Annotated in this window: 9 protein-coding genes, 2 tRNA genes and 3 rRNA genes; 13 read left to right on the top strand and 1 reads right to left on the bottom strand. The window is 61.5% G+C overall.

The window, feature by feature from the left end:
- Window positions 1–58: 58 nt before the first annotated feature.
- From trpS to A5892_RS18655, 9 genes are all read left to right on the top strand, one after another.
- Window positions 59–1,072 (top strand): tryptophan--tRNA ligase, encoded by a 1,014-nt coding sequence (gene trpS, locus A5892_RS18695; RefSeq protein ID WP_064124072.1) that lies wholly within the window; start codon window positions 59–61, stop codon window positions 1,070–1,072.
- A 64-nt stretch (window positions 1,073–1,136) separates the two neighbouring features.
- Window positions 1,137–2,351, top strand: a complete 1,215-nt coding sequence (locus A5892_RS18690) for a YeeE/YedE family protein (protein WP_064124071.1) — start codon at window positions 1,137–1,139, stop codon at window positions 2,349–2,351.
- A gap of 211 nt (window positions 2,352–2,562) precedes the next feature.
- Window positions 2,563–3,426 carry a CDP-diacylglycerol--serine O-phosphatidyltransferase gene (pssA, locus tag A5892_RS18685; RefSeq protein WP_064124070.1) on the top strand — a complete coding sequence of 288 codons (864 nt, stop codon included), beginning with the start codon at window positions 2,563–2,565 and terminating at the stop codon, window positions 3,424–3,426.
- Between the two features lie 543 nt (window positions 3,427–3,969).
- Window positions 3,970–5,509: ribosomal RNA gene (locus A5892_RS18680) — 16S ribosomal RNA — on the top strand.
- Between the two features lie 196 nt (window positions 5,510–5,705).
- A tRNA-Ile gene (locus tag A5892_RS18675) sits at window positions 5,706–5,782 on the top strand.
- Between the two features lie 37 nt (window positions 5,783–5,819).
- Window positions 5,820–5,895, top strand: a tRNA-Ala gene (locus A5892_RS18670).
- 293 nt (window positions 5,896–6,188) lie between these two features.
- Window positions 6,189–9,183 (top strand): 23S ribosomal RNA (locus A5892_RS18665).
- A gap of 122 nt (window positions 9,184–9,305) precedes the next feature.
- Window positions 9,306–9,421, top strand: a 5S ribosomal RNA gene (rrf, locus tag A5892_RS18660).
- The 16S, 23S and 5S rRNA genes sit together here with 2 tRNA genes alongside, the layout of an rRNA operon.
- A 198-nt stretch (window positions 9,422–9,619) precedes the next feature.
- Entirely contained in the window at window positions 9,620–10,381 is a 762-nt protein-coding gene (locus A5892_RS18655; protein WP_064124069.1) for a transporter substrate-binding domain-containing protein, read from the top strand.
- Between the two features lie 179 nt (window positions 10,382–10,560).
- On the opposite strand, the gene A5892_RS20580 is transcribed toward A5892_RS18655, so the two are convergent.
- Window positions 10,561–10,701, bottom strand: a complete 141-nt coding sequence (locus tag A5892_RS20580; RefSeq protein ID WP_190295636.1) for a hypothetical protein — start codon at window positions 10,699–10,701, stop codon at window positions 10,561–10,563.
- Between the two features lie 104 nt (window positions 10,702–10,805).
- Here A5892_RS20580 and atzF point away from each other — a divergent pair, with 104 nt between their 5' ends.
- The 4 genes from atzF to urtA all read left to right on the top strand — a co-directional run bounded on the left by atzF (window position 10,806) and on the right by urtA (window position 18,424).
- On the top strand, window positions 10,806–12,614 hold the full coding sequence (gene atzF / locus A5892_RS18645; protein ID WP_150123601.1) for an allophanate hydrolase: 1,809 nt from the start codon (window positions 10,806–10,808) through the stop codon (window positions 12,612–12,614).
- A 28-nt stretch (window positions 12,615–12,642) separates the two neighbouring features.
- Window positions 12,643–16,305 carry an urea carboxylase gene (gene uca, locus A5892_RS18640; RefSeq protein ID WP_064124066.1) on the top strand — a complete coding sequence of 1,221 codons (3,663 nt, stop codon included), beginning with the start codon at window positions 12,643–12,645 and terminating at the stop codon, window positions 16,303–16,305.
- Window positions 16,302–17,009, top strand: coding sequence for a GntR family transcriptional regulator (locus A5892_RS18635; RefSeq protein WP_064124065.1), 708 nt, complete (start codon window positions 16,302–16,304; stop codon window positions 17,007–17,009). Before uca ends, A5892_RS18635 begins: the two co-directional genes overlap by 4 nt.
- Before the next feature lie 98 nt (window positions 17,010–17,107).
- A complete protein-coding gene (gene urtA / locus A5892_RS18630; protein ID WP_411431769.1) occupies window positions 17,108–18,424 on the top strand; it encodes an urea ABC transporter substrate-binding protein in 1,317 nt (438 codons plus the stop codon).
- Window positions 18,425–18,468 lie beyond the last annotated feature (44 nt).

The raw sequence follows: 18,468 nt of genomic DNA, 5'->3' as shown, positions 1-18,468 counted from the left end.
CCTTCTTGGCTGGCGGTTCGAAACTCGTACAGACTTGGGTAAGCGACAGCGTTCTCCAATGACCAAGACCCGCGTTCTCACCGGCATCACCACCACAGGCACGCCCCATCTCGGCAACTATGTCGGCGCCATCCGCCCGGCGATCGAGGCAAGCCAGGATCCAGGCGTCCAATCCTATTACTTCCTCGCCGATCTGCACGCGCTGATCAAGGCCCAGGATCCGGCCCGGGTTCAGCGCTCGCGGCTCGAGATCGCCGCGACCTGGCTCGCGCTCGGTTTGGACACGGACAATGCGATCTTCTATCGGCAGTCCGACGTGCCCGAAGTCAATGAGCTGACCTGGCTTTTGACCTGCGTTTGCGCCAAGGGGCTGATGAACCGCGCGCATGCGTACAAGGCCGCGGTCGCCGACAACGAGAGCTCCGGTAGTCCGGATCCTGATCGTGGCATCACCATGGGGTTGTTCAGCTATCCGGTGCTGATGGCCGCCGACATCCTGCTGTTCAACGCCAATCGGGTGCCGGTCGGCCGTGACCAGATCCAACACATCGAAATGGCGCGCGACATCGCGGGACGTTTCAACCACCTCTACAAAGGCGATTTCTTCACCTTGCCAGAGGCGCAGGTCGACGAGCGGGTGCAGGTGCTCAACGGGCTCGACGGGCGCAAGATGTCGAAAAGCTATGACAATACCATCGCGCTGTTCAGCACCGAAAAGCAGCTTTTGAAGCTGGTGCGCAAGATCAAGACCAACTCGCTCGAGCCTGGGGAGCCCAAGGATCCCGACGGCTGCACGTTGTTCCAGATCTACAGCGCTTTCGTCGACCGCGGCGCGAGCGATGCGATGCGCCAGCGCTATGCCGAAGGCATCGGCTGGGGCGAGGCCAAGAACATCGTGTTCGAAACCCTTAACGAACAGCTGCGGGCTCCTCGCGAGACCTATCAGGCACTGCTCGAGGACCCAGCGCATATCGAAGCGCTTCTGCGCAAAGGTGCTGAACGCGCCCGGGCTCAGGCGGCACCGTTCGTCGATCGTCTGCGCAGCGCCGTGGGACTTGGACGCTTCGTCTGAGATTCCCATCCGATAGCGCTAAGCTTTGCCGATAGCTACCCAGTTCTTGTAGGAACGCTGAGCCATGAGTACATCGATCGCTGATTCCGTCACTCGTCCTCCGCTGCGGCCGTTGGTCGTGGCAACCGTCGCGCTATTGATAGTCGGTGCGCTCTGGCTTGGCGAGCAGGTGGGGCCGGTCCAGGGGGCGCTGCTCATCGTCGGCGGTGCGCTCGGGTTGGTGCTCTATCACGCCGCTTTCGGATTCACTTCCGCCTGGCGGGTATTCATCACCGAACGGCGCGGTCGAGGTCTGCGTGCCCAGATGGCAATGCTGTCGCTGGCAGTGGTCTTGTTCTTCCCCGCGCTCGCTTCGGGCACTCTGTTCGGCCAGCCGGTCACCGGGCTGTTGGCGCCGATAGGCGTCTCGGTGGTCTTCGGGGCTTTCATCTTCGGCATCGGCATGCAGCTTGGCGGTGGCTGTGCATCAGGGACCCTGTTCACCGTCGGGGGTGGCAACGCGCGGATGCTGGTGACGCTGGCCTTCTTCATCATCGGCTCGCTGTTGGCGACGATCCATTTCGACTGGTGGGCGGCGCTCCCGCATTTCGCACCGGTCACCTTGGTCGACACCCTAGGCCCGGTCGGCGGAATCAGTTCGAGCCTGGCGCTCTTCGCGCTGATCGCGTTGCTTACCGTGATGCTTGAAAAGCGTCGCCATGGTTCGCTCGAGAAGGAGCCCGAGGCTCCTCGTCATGGGGGCTCTCGTTGGCTGCGTGGTCCCTGGCCGCTGCTGTTCGGCGCGCTGGCGCTGGCGGTGCTCAACTTCATCACCCTCGCGCTCTCCGGGCGCCCCTGGGGCATCACCAGCGCTTTTGCGCTATGGGGGGCCAAAGGCGCGCAGTGGTTGGGCGTCGATCCGAGTGCGTGGGCCTATTGGCAGATGCCCAACAACGCTCGAGCGTTGTCCCAGAGCGTCTGGTATGACATCACTACGGTGATGGATGTCGGCATCATCATTGGCGCGATGCTGGCGGCTTCGCTGGCCGGGCGGTTCGCGCCGAGCCTGCGGATTCCCGTGCGCTCGCTGGTCGCCGCGGTGGTTGGCGGGCTGCTGCTCGGCTATGGGGCGCGTCTCGCCTATGGTTGCAACATCGGCGCCTACTTCAGCGGCATCGCCTCCGGCAGCCTGCACGGCTGGGTGTGGTTGATCGCTGCTTTCTTCGGCAACGCGGTGGGTGTTCGGCTGCGGCCGCTATTCTTTGGTCCACGGCCCGGCGCGGGAGCCGCACGCTGCTGATCCGCGCTCGGCGTGCCGCCCTGTCATGCCGGATCCGATCTCCCAAGGCGGGCAGCGACCATCGGATTGGCGGGCTCGTTTACCCACGCGTGACGTCTCATCAAGGTATGGATATCCTGCATGCTGGTTACTCTGGTTCATCGCCTCGTGTGATGAACCGTTTCCCGTTTCCTCATCGAGCGAGGCGGGCGTGATTTAAGGAACAGTTTTCATGTCGCATGACCCCAATGAGCGTACTGATGCATCCAGGCCGGAAGCGCAGGCAGAGGATGCGCCGAATCGCTGCAAGCCGAGCGATCCTTTTCGTGATTTCCGCGAGGATACCGAAGTCGTCGAGGAGGTCGTGCAGGATGGCAAGACGGTGCGCCGCAAGGGGATCTATCTGCTGCCCAACTTGTTCACCACTTCGGCACTGTTCGCCGGGTTCTTCGCTGTCGTTTCCGCGCTCAACAATGATTTCTCCACCGCAGCGATCGCGATCTTCGTCTCCATGGTGCTCGATGGGTTCGATGGCCGGGTGGCGCGGATGACCAATACCCAAAGCGCCTTCGGGGCCGAGTACGACAGCCTTTCCGATATGCTCTCCTTTGGTGTCGCGCCCGCGGTGGTGGCCTTCAGCTGGTCGCTGCAGTCGCTCGGCAAGTTCGGCTGGATCTGTGCGTTCATCTTCGTCGCGGGTGCCGCGCTGCGTCTGGCGCGCTTCAACGTCCAGATCGGCAGCGTCGACAAGAAATGGTTCATCGGTCTGCCGAGCCCCTCGGCGGCGGCCATGGTGGCCAGCTGCGTATGGGCATTCGATAGCTTCGAAATCGACGCCTTCGCTTTCGATCTGTTGATGGCGCTGATCGTGGCGGTGATGGGCATCCTGATGGTCAGCAACATTCGCTACTACAGCTTCAAGGAGATCGATTTCCGCAGTCCGGTCCCCTTCGTCGCGCTGTTGGCCATCGTGCTCGCTTTCGTCGTCATTTCCCTGCAGCCTTCCGTGGTACTCCTGATACTGTTCAGCGGCTATGCCCTTTCAGGCCCGATCATGGCGCTGGTGCGTAACGTTCGCAGGCAAGAAGAGCGCTAACGCCTTCGATCTTCGACGATGCTTCACGCTCGAGACGCCCTGCATCCCGGGGCGTCTGCTGTTTTCAACGCGATGAAACTGCCCCTTTGGGTCAAAAACCTGCGGAAAGGACTTGCCAAGTGGCGAGGGGGTCTATAAAGTACGCCCTCGCTGACCGGGGTTAACCCGCAGCGGGAAGAGCAAGTCATTGATTGTTTTGGTGTTTCAGGTTGGTTCGGGAGCGGGTGGTTGGCTGGTTCCGAACGACGCTTCCTCAAGGAAGTGGTTGACACCAAAGCGTTTCTGAGTAGAATGCTCATCCACTCGACGCAGGGCACGCTTCTTCGAAGCCAGGTTCAGCCCGCGACGAGACGCTCTTTAACAAGTCGATCAGGCAATTTGTGTGGGCGCTCGGCTCGATGAGACGGCAACGTCACTGATGTATCCAGTCAGGCATCGAGGCAGCGACCACAAAGGCAAGCGATCCATCGTTTGTCGATGTAACAGCTCTGTCGAGCCAGGCTAAGCCGTCCGCTTTTTCGAAGGTGGGGGGCAGCAAGATTTAAACTGAAGAGTTTGATCATGGCTCAGATTGAACGCTGGCGGCAGGCCTAACACATGCAAGTCGAGCGGCAGCACGGGGAGCTTGCTCCCTGGTGGCGAGCGGCGGACGGGTGAGTAATGCATGGGAATCTGCCCGGTAGAGGGGGATAACGTGTGGAAACGCACGCTAATACCGCATACGTCCTACGGGAGAAAGGAGGGGATCTTCGGACCTTCCGCTATCGGATGAGCCCATGTCGGATTAGCTAGTTGGTAGGGTAAAGGCCTACCAAGGCGACGATCCGTAGCTGGTCTGAGAGGATGATCAGCCACACTGGGACTGAGACACGGCCCAGACTCCTACGGGAGGCAGCAGTGGGGAATATTGGACAATGGGGGCAACCCTGATCCAGCCATGCCGCGTGTGTGAAGAAGGCCTTCGGGTTGTAAAGCACTTTCAGCGAGGAGGAACGCCTTTGGGTTAATACCCTGGAGGGGGGACGTTACTCGCAGAAGAAGCACCGGCTAACTCCGTGCCAGCAGCCGCGGTAATACGGAGGGTGCGAGCGTTAATCGGAATTACTGGGCGTAAAGGGCGCGTAGGCGGTCTGTTAAGCCAGATGTGAAAGCCCCGGGCTCAACCTGGGAACAGCATTTGGAACTGGCGGACTTGAGTGCAGGAGAGGAAGGTAGAATTCCCGGTGTAGCGGTGAAATGCGTAGAGATCGGGAGGAATACCAGTGGCGAAGGCGGCCTTCTGGACTGACACTGACGCTGAGGCGCGAAAGCGTGGGTAGCAAACAGGATTAGATACCCTGGTAGTCCACGCCGTAAACGATGTCAACTAGCCGTTGGATCCCTTGAGGATTTAGTGGCGCAGCTAACGCACTAAGTTGACCGCCTGGGGAGTACGGCCGCAAGGCTAAAACTCAAATGAATTGACGGGGGCCCGCACAAGCGGTGGAGCATGTGGTTTAATTCGATGCAACGCGAAGAACCTTACCTACCCTTGACATCCAGAGGACTATCCAGAGATGGATGGGTGCCTTCGGGAACTCTGAGACAGGTGCTGCATGGCTGTCGTCAGCTCGTGTTGTGAAATGTTGGGTTAAGTCCCGTAACGAGCGCAACCCCTATCCTTATTTGCCAGCGATTCGGTCGGGAACTCTAAGGAGACTGCCGGTGACAAACCGGAGGAAGGTGGGGACGACGTCAAGTCATCATGGCCCTTACGGGTAGGGCTACACACGTGCTACAATGGCGAGTACAGAGGGTTGCGAAGCGGCGACGTGAAGCCAATCCCAGAAAGCTCGCCTCAGTCCGGATTGGAGTCTGCAACTCGACTCCATGAAGTCGGAATCGCTAGTAATCGCGAATCAGAATGTCGCGGTGAATACGTTCCCGGGCCTTGTACACACCGCCCGTCACACCATGGGAGTGGATTGCACCAGAAGTGGCTAGTTTAACCTTCGGGAGAACGGTCACCACGGTGTGGTTCATGACTGGGGTGAAGTCGTAACAAGGTAGCCGTAGGGGAACCTGCGGCTGGATCACCTCCTTAAACGACAGCGCCGTGGTTGAGCCGAGTACCCACACCAAATTGCCTGATCGAAAGCAAGAGCGAAGTACTAAGGGTCTACGGCCCCGGCTTGGGTCTGTAGCTCGGTTGGTTGGAGCGCATCCCCTGACCTTGTGGAAAGCAGGGTGAGGTCGGCAGTTCGAAGTATGCCGAAGGTAAGCTCTGAGTGCCCGAAGCTGGGTCTGTAGCTCAGTTGGTTAGAGCGCACCCCTGATAAGGGTGAGGTCGGCAGTTCGAATCTGCCCAGACCCACCATTCTCCTGGTTGGATCTGTGAGAGCGGTGACGACAACGGGGCCTTAGCTCAGCTGGGAGAGCGCCTGCTTTGCACGCAGGAGGTCAGCGGTTCGATCCCGCTAGGCTCCACCATCGATTCGTTTGAATCGAGGTCGCTGTCCAGGCCAACGAAGAAAATACCGATGCCAGTCGCAAACCAATGTCCTCCGGATCAAGAGGAAGACGTGGGTTTCCGACTGTCTTCGCGACAGTACGCTCTTTAACAATGTGGATCATGCTGACCAAGTCCAGCGCGAACACCGGGGTGGAGACCTCGTGTCGTGAACGCTGGCCTGCCGGCCGCAAGGCGGGCAGAGAGATACGTCTCAAGCGTATCCGGCGAAATTGTTTTCGTTGATCGGTGACCAGACCCCTTCGGGTTATATGGTCAAGCGATTAAGCGCACACGGTGGATGCCTTGGCAGCCAGAGGCGATGAAAGACGTGATAGCCTGCGATAAGCGTTGGGGAGGTGGCAAATGACCTTTGATCCAGCGATTTCTGAATGGGGAAACCCACCGGCCAGAAGGTCGGTATCCGTACGCCAATACATAACGTACGGAGGCGAACCGGGAGAACTGAAACATCTAAGTACCCCGAGGAAAAGACATCAATTGAGATTCCCCCAGTAGCGGCGAGCGACCGGGGAGAAGCCCTTAAGCAGCTTATGTTCTAGTGGAACCGTCTGGAAAGTCGGGCCGTAGCGGGTGATAGCCCCGTACATGAAAGGGCATAGGGTGTGAAAACGAGTAGGACGGGGCACGTGAAACCCTGTCTGAACATGGGGGGACCATCCTCCAAGGCTAAATACTCCTGGCTGACCGATAGTGAACCAGTACCGTGAGGGAAAGGCGAAAAGAACCCCGGCGAGGGGAGTGAAATAGATCCTGAAACCGTGTGCGTACAAGCAGTGGGAGCAGGCAAGTCCTGTGACTGCGTACCTTTTGTATAATGGGTCAGCGACTTATTCTCAGTAGCGAGCTTAACCGTATAGGGGAGGCGTAGGGAAACCGAGTCTTAAATGGGCGACATAGTTGCTGGGAATAGACCCGAAACCGGGCGATCTATCCATGGGCAGGTTGAAGGTTGAGTAACATCAACTGGAGGACCGAACCGGGATCTGTTGAAAAAGATTCGGATGACCTGTGGATCGGAGTGAAAGGCTAATCAAGCTCGGAGATAGCTGGTTCTCCTCGAAAGCTATTTAGGTAGCGCCTCACGTATCACCATCGGGGGTAGAGCACTGTTTCGGCTAGGGGCCCATCCCGGGTTACCAACCCGAGGCAAACTCCGAATACCGATGAGTGCAGCGTGGGAGACACACGGCGGGTGCTAACGTCCGTCGTGAAAAGGGAAACAACCCAGACCGTCAGCTAAGGCCCCAAAATTCTGGTTAAGTGGGAAACGATGTGGGAAGGCTTAGACAGCTAGGAGGTTGGCTTAGAAGCAGCCATCCTTTAAAGAAAGCGTAATAGCTCACTAGTCGAGTCGGCCTGCGCGGAAGATGTAACGGGGCTCAAACCAGATGCCGAAGCTACGGGTGTGCCTGCATCACTTAAGACTATTCGCTTGCACGAGCGCAGCGAGTGAAAGCCATCCACGAACGTCGAGTGGGTGGCGTTGCGCGTGAAGGGAGTAGGCTTAAGGATGCAGGCATGCGGTAGAGGAGCGTTGTGTACGCCTGCGAAGGTGGATCGTAAGGTCTGCTGGAGGTATCACAAGTGCGAATGCTGACATGAGTAACGACAAGGGGTGTGAAAACCACCCCCGCCGGAAGACCAAGGGTTTCTGTTCGACGTCAATCGGAGCAGAGTGAGTCGGCCCCTAAGGCGAGGCCGAAAGGCGTAGTCGATGGGAAACGGGTCAATATTCCCGTACCAGACGTTACTGCGATGGGGGGACGGAGAAGGCTAGGCGGGCCCGGCGTTGGTTGTCCGGGTAAAAGTAGGTAGGCCGAATCTCCTGGCAAATCCGGAGATTCAAAGCCGAGATACGAGACGAACCAGTTTTTCGGAACTGGGAAGCCGTTGATGCCACGCTTCCAGGAAAAGCCTCTAAGCTTCAGGTAACGTGTGACCGTACCCCAAACCGACACAGGTGGTCAGGTAGAGAATACCAAGGCGCTTGAGAGAACTCGGGTGAAGGAACTAGGCAAAATGGCACCGTAACTTCGGGAGAAGGTGCGCCGGCGTAGGGTGAAGAGACTAGCTCTCGGAGCGCGAACCGGTCGAAGAGTCCAGGTGGCTGCAACTGTTTATTAAAAACACAGCACTCTGCTAACGCGTAAGCGGACGTATAGGGTGTGACGCCTGCCCGGTGCCGGAAGGTTAATTGATGGTGTTAGCTTAGGCGAAGCTCCTGATCGAAGCCCCGGTAAACGGCGGCCGTAACTATAACGGTCCTAAGGTAGCGAAATTCCTTGTCGGGTAAGTTCCGACCTGCACGAATGGCGTAATGATGGCCACACTGTCTCCACCCGAGACTCAGTGAAATTGAAATCGCTGTGAAGATGCAGTGTACCCGCGGCTAGACGGAAAGACCCCGTGAACCTTTACTACAGCTTCACACTGGACGCTGATGTTGCTTGTGTAGGATAGCTGGGAGGCTATGAACCCTGGACGCCAGTTCGGGGGGAGCCAACCTTGAAATACCAGCCTGGCATCATTGGCGTTCTAACTTGCCCCCGTGATCCGGGGGAAGGACAGTGTGTGGTGGGTAGTTTGACTGGGGCGGTCTCCTCCCAAAGAGTAACGGAGGAGCACGAAGGTACCCTCAGCACGGTTGGAAATCGTGCATTGAGTGCAAGAGCATAAGGGTGCTTGACTGCGAGACGGACAGGTCGAGCAGGTACGAAAGTAGGTTCTAGTGATCCGGTGGTTCTGTATGGAAGGGCCATCGCTCAACGGATAAAAGGTACTCCGGGGATAACAGGCTGATACCGCCCAAGAGTTCACATCGACGGCGGTGTTTGGCACCTCGATGTCGGCTCATCACATCCTGGGGCTGAAGTCGGTCCCAAGGGTATGGCTGTTCGCCATTTAAAGTGGTACGCGAGCTGGGTTTAGAACGTCGTGAGACAGTTCGGTCCCTATCTGCCGTGGGCGTTGGAAGTTTGAGAAGCGCTGCTCCTAGTACGAGAGGACCGGAGTGGACGAACCTCTGGTGTTCCGGTTGTCACGCCAGTGGCATTGCCGGGTAGCTATGTTCGGACGGGATAACCGCTGAAAGCATCTAAGCGGGAAGCCCCCTTCAAGATGAGACTTCCCTGGGGCCTCGAGCCCCCTAAAGGACCCTCGAAGACGACGAGGTTGATAGGCACGGTGTAGAAGAGCGGTCAACGCTTTGAGCTAACGTGTACTAATGGTCCGTGAGGCTTGACCATATAACCCCAAGTGGTCAGGTCATCGAAAGACGAAGCAACGGATACGACGAGACGATCTCGGCCAGCATGATCCACGAATCAGTGAAGTTTGCCTTGATGGGCAGGCTTTGCGCCAGAATATGCTTGACGACCATAGCGAGCGGGTCCCACCTGACCCCATGCCGAACTCAGCAGTGAAACCGCTCAGCGCCGATGGTAGTGTGGGGTCTCCCCATGTGAGAGTAGGTCATCGTCAAGCATTCATCCCGAGAACCCCCGCACCGATTGGTGCGGGGGTTTTCCCTTTTGGGGCGCCCGGCGGCGGAAAACGGCGTGGAAAGTACATGATGGCAGCGTTGACGCCGCTGCCGAGGGGTTGAATACTGGCGAGCGCTGAGCAGCCATCACACGCTGAATCAGCGCAGCCGAAATCACAATAAAGCGAAGGATTTCTCCGATGCTGCGACTCGCTCTGCTAACCCTGTTATTGACCTCCAGCCTTGGCGTAATGGCACGTGATCTCGACGCCATACTCGATAGTGGCACTCTTCGAGTCGGCACTACGGGAGACTACAAGCCTTTCACCTATCTGGATGAGGGGGAGTACCAGGGTTTCGATATCGAGATGGCCGAACTCGTGGCCGACAAGATGGGATTGAAGCTCGAGTTCGTTGAAACCAGTTGGCCGACGCTCATGGGTGACCTCAAGGCTGATAATTTCGATATCGGCATGGGGGGGATCAGTCGCACCATCGCCCGACAGCTCGAGGCTCGCTTTTCCATTCCCTACCTGACCTATGGCAAGACCCCTCTGGTGCATGCCGACAATGCCGAGCGTTTCACCTCGCTGGAAGACATCGACCAGGCTGATGTCAGAATCGGGGTCAACCCAGGTGGGACCAATGAGGCATTCGTGAGGGACAGCATCCATCGAGCCGAGGTCGTGTCGATCGAGAACAACCTGGATATCCCGCCAGCCGTCGCGGCCAAGAAGGTCGATGTGATGATCACCGACAGCCCGGAGGCGATTTTCTATGCCAATAGCGATGACCGCTTGGCCGCCCCCTTGGCCAACGAGCCTTTCACACGCAGCCAGCTCGCTTACCTGATGGCCGCGGATGCCGAGCGCCTGCAGGATACCGTCGACTTCCTCCTGGAGAACATGGAGCTGACCGGTGAATTGGATGCGCTGCGCCACAGGCATATGCTGATCGATTAGCACCCCCTTTCGAAAAAGAGCGCGCGCCGAAGCCGGGCCGGATTCCGCAGCCAGGATGGCACCCCGTCATCCTGGCTGCGCGTCCATGGAGCAGGGCCCGGCGGCCGTGCACCGATTCTGCGCAGGATGGCGCGTCGCCATAGGCTCTTCCCGAGCTCGACGCAGTAAGAAACCGATGCTCAATTGAGCGCCATCCGTGCGCCCCTCAGGCGAGCGGCCGCGCGTTCGCCACCGGCGGATTTCTCGCCCGAAGGCAGGGTGGTATCGGGCTTTGCGCGGATGTTCGCCTGGTCAGTAGCCTCGCTCCATTCCTGTTCCATCCTCCGCTGCCTCTTCTGCTCCACCTGCTGCTTCACCTCCGCCACTCTGACGCTGCGAAAGAACTGGCACGCTTCCTGCTATTCAAACTGGGATACCAGATTGCATGGCAGATGACCGAATGGATGACTTTCGCGGCTGGACGCTCGGCGAATGGCGCGAGCGGCAACTCGATGGACGGGGGCTCGAGCGTCTCGAAGCGCTGCTCGCGAGCCTCGAAGACGATGACACCGCTTGGATCTCCAGGCTATCGACCGATGGGTTGAGCGCCCGCTGGCAAGCGCTCGAAGCGCGCCGTGCGGCCGGAGAGCAGCTTTCGCTGTTCGGTGTGCCGTTCGCGGTGAAGGACAATATCGATGTGGCTGGCTTCGATACCACCGCCGCCTGCCCCGAGTTCGCCTACGCTCCAAGCGAGGACGCCGAGGTGATTGCGCGGCTCCAGGCGCAGGGGGCGATCGCAATCGGTAAGACCAACCTCGATCAGTTCGCCACCGGCCTGGTCGGAACCCGCTCTCCCTACGGCGCGGTGACCAATGCCTTCGATCCACGCTACGTCAGCGGTGGTTCCAGCGCCGGTTCTGCCAGCGTAGTCGCTCGCGGACTGGTGCCGTTCTCACTTGGCACCGACACCGCAGGCTCTGGCCGGGTGCCTGCTGGGTTCAACAATATCGTCGGGCTAAAGCCGACCCGCGGCTGGTTCTCCAACCGTGGGCTGGTGCCCGCCTGCCGTACCCTCGATTGCATTTCAATATTCGCGCTCACGGCCGAGGATGCCGAGACCGTGGCCGAGATCGCCGGTGGCTACGATCCGCAGGACCCCTACTCGAGGCGCCACCCCGGCACTGCCCCGGTGGCGCTGCCGATCGCGCCCAGGCTCGGGATTCCCGACAAGCTGGAGTTCTTCGGCGATACCCAGGCCGAAGCGGCGTTCGCGGCGGCGATTTCGCGTCTCGAGGCACTCGGCGCCGAGCTGGTCGAGATCGACTATGCCCCCTTCGCCAAGCTTGCCGCAGAGCTTTACCAGGGGCCCTGGGTGGCCGAGCGCACCGCCGCCGTAGAAGCGCTGCTCGAGACCGACAGCGACGCGATCGAACCGACCGTGCGTGGCATCGTCCAGGAGGGCTTCACTTACAGCGCTCTGGATGTGTTCAAGGCCGAGTATCGTCGCGCCGAACTGAGCCGCACGATCGGGCAGGTCCTCAACGACCTCGACGCTTTGGTGGTACCGACTTCACCTACCATTCGCACCATCGCCGAAATGGCCGAGCAGCCGGTGGCCTACAACGCCCAGTTCGGCACCTATACCAACTTCACCAACCTGGCCGACCTCAGCGCCCTGGCCCTGCCCGCGGACTTTCGCAGCGATGGCTTGCCCGCCGGCATCACCCTGATCGCCCCGGCCTGGCACGACCGCGCGCTGACCCATTTCGCCCGCCGCTGGCAGCAGGCGCTGGCCGCACCGCTGGGGGCCACCGGGCGCCCTGCACCGGGCGTTGCAAAGGTCGAGCAGGCTGCCGGCTGCGTACGCGTCGCAGTGGTCGGTGCCCATCTCACCGGCATGCCGCTCAACTTCCAGCTGATCACCCGAGATGCACGGCTGGTCGAGCAGACCCTGACCGCCCCACGCTATCGCCTCTACGCCCTGGCCGGCACCGTGCCGCCGAAGCCTGGGCTTGCACGCTGCGCGGATGGGGAGGAGGGCTGCGCGATCATCGTCGAACTGTGGGACGTACCCACCGCGCGCTTCGGCGAGTTCGTCGCCGAAATTCCCGCGCCTCTCGGCATCGGCAACCTCGAGCTCGAAGACGGTCGCTGGGTCAAGGGATTCATCTGCGAAGGTGCTGCGCTGCCCAGTGCCCGAGACATCACCGCCTATGGTGGTTGGCGCGCCTTCATCGCCGACCCCAATCGCTGATCCGCCCCGAGCAGGAGACATCATTACCATGTTCACCCGAGTCCTGATCGCGAACCGTGGGGAGATAGCGGTCCGCATCATCCACACCTTGAAGCGGCTGGGCATAGAGTCGGTCGCGGTCTTCGCCGAGCCCGATCGCTATGCGCGTCACGTCGAACTTGCGGACCAGGCGGTTGCGCTTGAGGGTGAAAGTGCGGCGCAGAGCTATCTGCGTGGCGACAAGATCATCGCCGCGGCGAAGGCCAGCGGTTGCGAGGCGATCATCCCAGGCTACGGCTTCCTGTCCGAAAACGCCGAATTCGCCACCGAGTGCGCCGCCGCGGGCATCGTTTTCATCGGTCCCACGCCGGATCAGATGCTTCGCTTCGGACTCAAGCACACCGCCCGCGAGATCGCCGAGCGGGCGGGCGTGCCGCTGGCGCCCGGCAGCGGTCTGCTCGCTGATCGCGACCAGGCCCTTGCGGAGGCCGAGCGGCTTGGTTATCCGGTGATGCTGAAGAGCACCGCTGGAGGTGGCGGCATCGGGCTTACCCGCTGCGCCGATGCCGCCGAGCTCGAAGCGGCGTTCGATTCAGTGACCCGCTTAGGCCAGAGCTATTTCAGCAACGCGGGTGTATTTCTCGAGTGTTTCATCGATCACGCCCGCCACGTCGAAGTGCAGATATTCGGCGACGGTCGGGGCCGTGTAGTCGCGCTGGGGGAGCGAGATTGTTCGCTGCAGCGGCGCAACCAGAAAGTGGTCGAGGAGACGCCGGCGCCCAAGCTGCCTGCCGCCACTCGCGAGCGGATGTGCGAGGCCGCGGTGCGGCTCGGTGAAGAGGTGGCCTACCAGAGCGCGGGCACCGTCGAGTTCATCTACGATCAAGCCCGCGACGCCTTCTACTTCCTCGAGGTCAACACCCGGCTGCAGGTCGAGCATCCGATCACCGAGATGGTTACCGGCTTCGACCTGGTCGAATGGATGCTGCGTATCGCCGCGGGTGACGCCTCGGTGCTCGACGCGACGGTCGCGCCGAAGGGCGCGGCGATCGAGGTCCGCCTCTACGCCGAAGACCCGGCGAAGAACTTCCGCCCCTCCGCCGGCGAGCTCACCGAGGTGCGTTGGCCCGAACCCGCTTCCTGGCTGCGTATCGATAGTGGGATCGGGCGCGGAAGCTCGGTGTCGAGCCACTTCGATCCGATGATCGCGAAGTTGATCACCTTCGGTGCCGATCGCGAAGAGGCGCTGGCGCGGATGCGACAAGCGCTCGATGCCACTCGCATCCAAGGTATCGTCACCAACCTCGACTATCTGCGCGCGGTGGTGAGAGATCCCGACTTCGATCGGGGCGAGGTCTCGACCCGAGCCCTCGATACCTTTGCGTTTTCCCCTTTCGGCGTCGAAGTGATCGCTCCCGGCACCTACACCACGGTGCAGGACTATCCCGGTCGGCTCGGCCACTGGGACGTCGGCGTGCCGCCTTCGGGACCGATGGACGATCGCGCCTTCCGCCTGGGCAATCGCATCGTCGGCAACCACCCCCATGCCGCAGGGCTCGAGTGCACGCTGGTCGGTCCTTCCGTGCGTTTTCACGCCGAGGGCGTCATCGCACTGACCGGTGCCCCGTGCGACGCCTACCTCGAGAGCGCCGAAGGTGAGCGCCGCGAGGCCGGGTTCTGGTCGCCGGTCGCGGTACAGGCCGGCGATACCCTGGTGATCGGCAAGGCGCAGGCGGGCTGTCGCACCTATCTCGCGGTGCGCGGTGGCTTCGACGTCCCGAGCTACCTCGGCAGCCGCTCGACCTTCGTGCTCGGCCAGTTCGGCGGTCATGCGGGGCGCACGCTGCGTGCGGGGGACTGGCTGCCGATCGGCCGCGAAGGCGTGGAAGGCGACTCGCCGGCGCCGATCGCTGCGCCACGTGCGCTCGACGCAAGCCTGCTGCCCGAATACGGCATCGAGTGGCGCATCGGTGTTCTCTACGGGCCGCACGGCGCACCGGACTACTTCACCGCGGAGTCGATCGAACGTTTTTTCGCCACCGACTGGGAAGTGCACTACAACTCCAACCGCCTCGGCGTGCGGCTGATCGGGCCGCGTCCTACCTGGGCGCGCGACAACGGCGGCGAGGCGGGGCTGCATCCTTCCAACGTCCATGACTGCGAATATGCGATTGGCGCGGTCAATTTCACCGGCGACATGCCGGTGATCCTCACCCATGACGGTCCAAGCCTCGGTGGCTTCGTCTGCCCGGTGACGATCTGCGAGGCCGAGCTCTGGAAGGTGGGCCAGCTCAAACCGGGCGACACCATTCGCTTCGTTCCGATCCGTCATGAGGATGCCCTCGAGCTGCGTCGTGTCCAGGAAGCCGAGATCGAGACCCTATCCCCGGTCGCCGAGGCAGCCCGGTTGGAGCACTGCGCGGTGCCTGCGCTCGAGGCCGACGAAGACAACCGCTCGCGTACGCTGCTGGCCCACCTGCCGGAGCTTCTCGATCGCCCCGAAATTCACTATCGCCGTGCCGGCGACCGCTACGTGCTGATCGAATACGGCGACAATCTGCTCGACCTGCGCCTGCGTTTTCGCCTGCATGCGCTGATGGAGGCGATTCGCGCCGGTGGCTTCGTCGGCGTGACCGAGCTCGCCCCGGGCGTGCGCTCGCTGCAAGTGCGCTTCGATCCCTTGGTGATCGCGCAGGACGAGCTGATCGAACGGCTGGTGGCGCTCGAGGACAGCCTTCCACCGATCGAGAGCATGCGGGTGCCCTCCCGGATCGTGCATATGCCGCTGGCATTCGAAGATTCCGCCACCCTCGGCGCGGTCGAGCGCTATGCCGAGACCGTGCGCGCGGAAGCCCCCTGGCTGCCCAACAACGTCGACTTCATCGCCCGGATCAACGGTCTCGATTCGCGCGAGGAGGTGGAGCGGATCGTGTTCGATGCCAGCTACATGGTGCTCGGCCTCGGTGACGTCTATCTCGGCGCACCCTGCGCGGTGCCGGTAGATCCGCGCCATCGTCTGCTCAGTTCCAAGTACAACCCGGCCCGCACCTTCACCGCCGAGGGCACGGTCGGCATCGGTGGCATGTACATGTGCATCTATGGGATGGACTCGCCAGGCGGCTACCAGCTGGTCGGGCGGACGCTGCCGATCTGGAACAAGCACCTGCTCAACGTGCAGTTCGAGCATGGTGAGCCTTGGCTTTTGAAGTTCTTCGACCAGGTGCGCTTCCACCCGGTCTCGGAATCCGAGCTCAGCCATCTGCGCGAGGAGTTCCGCCACGGGCGCCATACCATCGAGATCGAACCGACCTACTTCGATCTTGCCGACTATGCCCGCCTGCTCGAGCAGCACGACGCAGAGATCAAGGGGTTTCAGCGCCACCAGCGCGCCGCCTTCGAGCGTGAAGTGGCGCGCTGGCAGGAGGCCGACATCGCCCCGCCCCCGGCGGTGGTCGAGCGTCCCGAGGTAGAGGAGCAGATCGATGGGCGTGCGCTGCATGCGGAGATCACCGGCAGCGTCTGGAAAGTCCTGGTCGAGCCCGGACAGCGGGTCGCCGCGGGTGAGCCGCTGATCGTGCTAGAGGCGATGAAGATGGAGATCGCGCTCAACGCCCCGGTGGCCGGACTGGTCAAGGCGGTGCGCTGCCGGCCGGGCCAGCAGGTCGCCGCTGGCGAGGTGCTGGTAGTGATGGACGAGGAGGAGCGCGCGTGAGCGCTGCGCGTCACGGCTTCGCCCGCGAGCTGCCCACGCGGGAGCCGTTGGCCGAGCAGGTCTACCAGCGGATCAAGCGGATGCTGTTCGATTTCGAATTGATGCCTGGGGACCGCTTCAGCGAGAACGACGTCGCCGCGCGTATGGAGGTTTCGCGAACGCCGGTGCGCGAGGCGCTGCATCGGCTCGGCCGCGAAGGCTACGTCGAGGTGCAGTTCAAGAGCGGCTGGCAGGTGAGGCCATTCGACTTCGCCTATTTCGAGCAGCTCTATGACCTGCGCATCGTGCTCGAGTGCGCCGCCGTCGAGCGGTTGACCAACCTGAGCGAGTTGCCCGAGATGGTCGACCGGTTGGCCGAGATCTGGTGCGTGCCGACGGATCAGCGTCGCCGTGACCCGCAGCTCGCCGAGGTCGACAAGGCGTTCCACATCGGCTTGGTAGAAGCCTCCGGGAACGCCGAGATGGCGCGGGTGCACCGCGATGTCAGTGAGAAGATCAGCATCATTCGCCGGCTCGACTTCACCCAGCTGCCGCGCATCGAGGCGACCTACGACGAGCACGGGCAGATCCTCGAAGCGTTGAGGCGCCATCGCGGTGAGCATGCCAAGCGGCTGCTTGAGAGTCACATCGAAATCAGTAAGGCGGAGGTGCGCAAGATTACCTTGCACATGCTGCAAGCCGCGCGCGAGCGGTTGCGCGATTGAGCCTGGCCCGGCGCCTTGAAGGGGAGGGCGCCGATGTTCGACGACACCCCTAACCACAAAGAAAACAGAGGTGACAAGCGATGATCACGCGTGCACTGATGCGCAACTCGACCCTTGCCCTGGCAATCGGCACGGGCCTGGGACTGGCGGGTCCGGCGAGCGCCCAGGACCAAGGTCCGATCAAGGTCGGCATTCTCCATTCGCTCTCCGGCACCATGGCGATCAGCGAGACGGTCCTCAAAGACGAGATGCTGATGCTGATCGAGCAGCAAAACGAGCGAGGCGGCCTGCTCGGGCGCCAGCTCCAGCCGGTGGTGGTCGACCCGGGCTCGAACTGGCCGATGTACGCCGAACAAGCGCGCCAGCTGCTGGCCCAGGACCAGGTCGACGTGATCTTCGGCGCCTGGACCTCGGTTTCGCGCAAGGCGATGCTGCCGGTGGTCGAGGAGCTCAATGGGCTTTTGTTCTACCCGGTGCAGTACGAGGGCGAGGAGTCCTCTCAGAACGTCTTCTACACCGGCGCGGCGCCCAACCAGCAGGCGATCCCCGCGGTCGACTACCTGATCGACGAACTCGGCATCGAGCGCTTCGTGCTCGCAGGCACGGACTACGTCTACCCGCGTACCGCCAACCGCATCCTCGAGGCCTATCTCAAGGACGAGCGCGGCATTGCGGACGAAGACATCATGATCAACTACACCCCGTTCGGACACTCGGACTGGCAGAACATCGTCGCCCAGATCCAGCAGTTCGGTTCCCAGGGCAAGCCGACCGCGGTGGTCTCGACGATCAACGGCGATGCCAACGTGCCGTTCTACCTCGAGCTCGCCAACCAGGGGGTCGATGCCTCCGACATCCCGGTGATCGCTTTCTCGGTCGGCGAGCAGGAGCTCTCCGGCATCGATACCGGTCCCTTGGTCGGCCATCTCGCCGCATGGAACTACTTCCAGAGCATCGACACCGACGCCAATGCGGAATTCGTCGATGCATGGCAGGCCTACACGCAGGACGATGCGGCGGTGACCAACGACCCGATGGAGGCACACTACATCGGCTTCAACATGTGGCTCGAAGCGGTGCGCAAGGCCGGTACCACCGATGTCGACGCGGTCAAGGAGGCGATCATCGGCGTCACCGTGCCGAACCTCTCTGGCGGCTATGCCGCGATGATGCCCAACCACCACATCACTAAGCCTGTGTTCATCGGTGAGATCCAGGACGATGGCCAGTTCCAGGTGGTCTGGGAGACGCCTTCGACCGTCGCCGGCGACGAATGGTCGGACTTCCTGCCCGGCTCGCGTGACCTGATCAGCGATTGGCGCGCACCGCTGCGCTGCGGGAATCTCAACGTCCAGACCATGAGCTGTGGCGGCAGTACCGCTGCGCAAGAGGCCGAGGCCGCGCTCGCCGAGTGAGTCCGTTGCGGGGCGCTTGCGCCCCGCGCGGTACCCCACGGAGA

The organism is Halotalea alkalilenta (assembly GCF_001648175.1).
In the GTDB taxonomy this organism is placed as follows: domain Bacteria; phylum Pseudomonadota; class Gammaproteobacteria; order Pseudomonadales; family Halomonadaceae; genus Halotalea; species Halotalea alkalilenta_A.
Note: the sequence above shows the minus strand (reverse complement) of the source record. Positions and strands in the feature narration are given on the sequence as shown.

Coding starts and splice junctions, on each gene's coding strand:
- trpS (WP_064124072.1), top strand. CDS start 59: ATGACCAAGACCCGCGTTCTCACCGGCATCACCACCACAGGCACGCCC.
- A5892_RS18690 (WP_064124071.1), top strand. CDS start 1,137: ATGAGTACATCGATCGCTGATTCCGTCACTCGTCCTCCGCTGCGGCCG.
- pssA (WP_064124070.1), top strand. CDS start 2,563: ATGTCGCATGACCCCAATGAGCGTACTGATGCATCCAGGCCGGAAGCG.
- A5892_RS18655 (WP_064124069.1), top strand. CDS start 9,620: ATGCTGCGACTCGCTCTGCTAACCCTGTTATTGACCTCCAGCCTTGGC.
- A5892_RS20580 (WP_190295636.1), bottom strand. CDS start 10,701: ATGGAACAGGAATGGAGCGAGGCTACTGACCAGGCGAACATCCGCGCA.
- atzF (WP_150123601.1), top strand. CDS start 10,806: ATGGCAGATGACCGAATGGATGACTTTCGCGGCTGGACGCTCGGCGAA.
- uca (WP_064124066.1), top strand. CDS start 12,643: ATGTTCACCCGAGTCCTGATCGCGAACCGTGGGGAGATAGCGGTCCGC.
- urtA (WP_411431769.1), top strand. CDS start 17,108: ATGCGCAACTCGACCCTTGCCCTGGCAATCGGCACGGGCCTGGGACTG.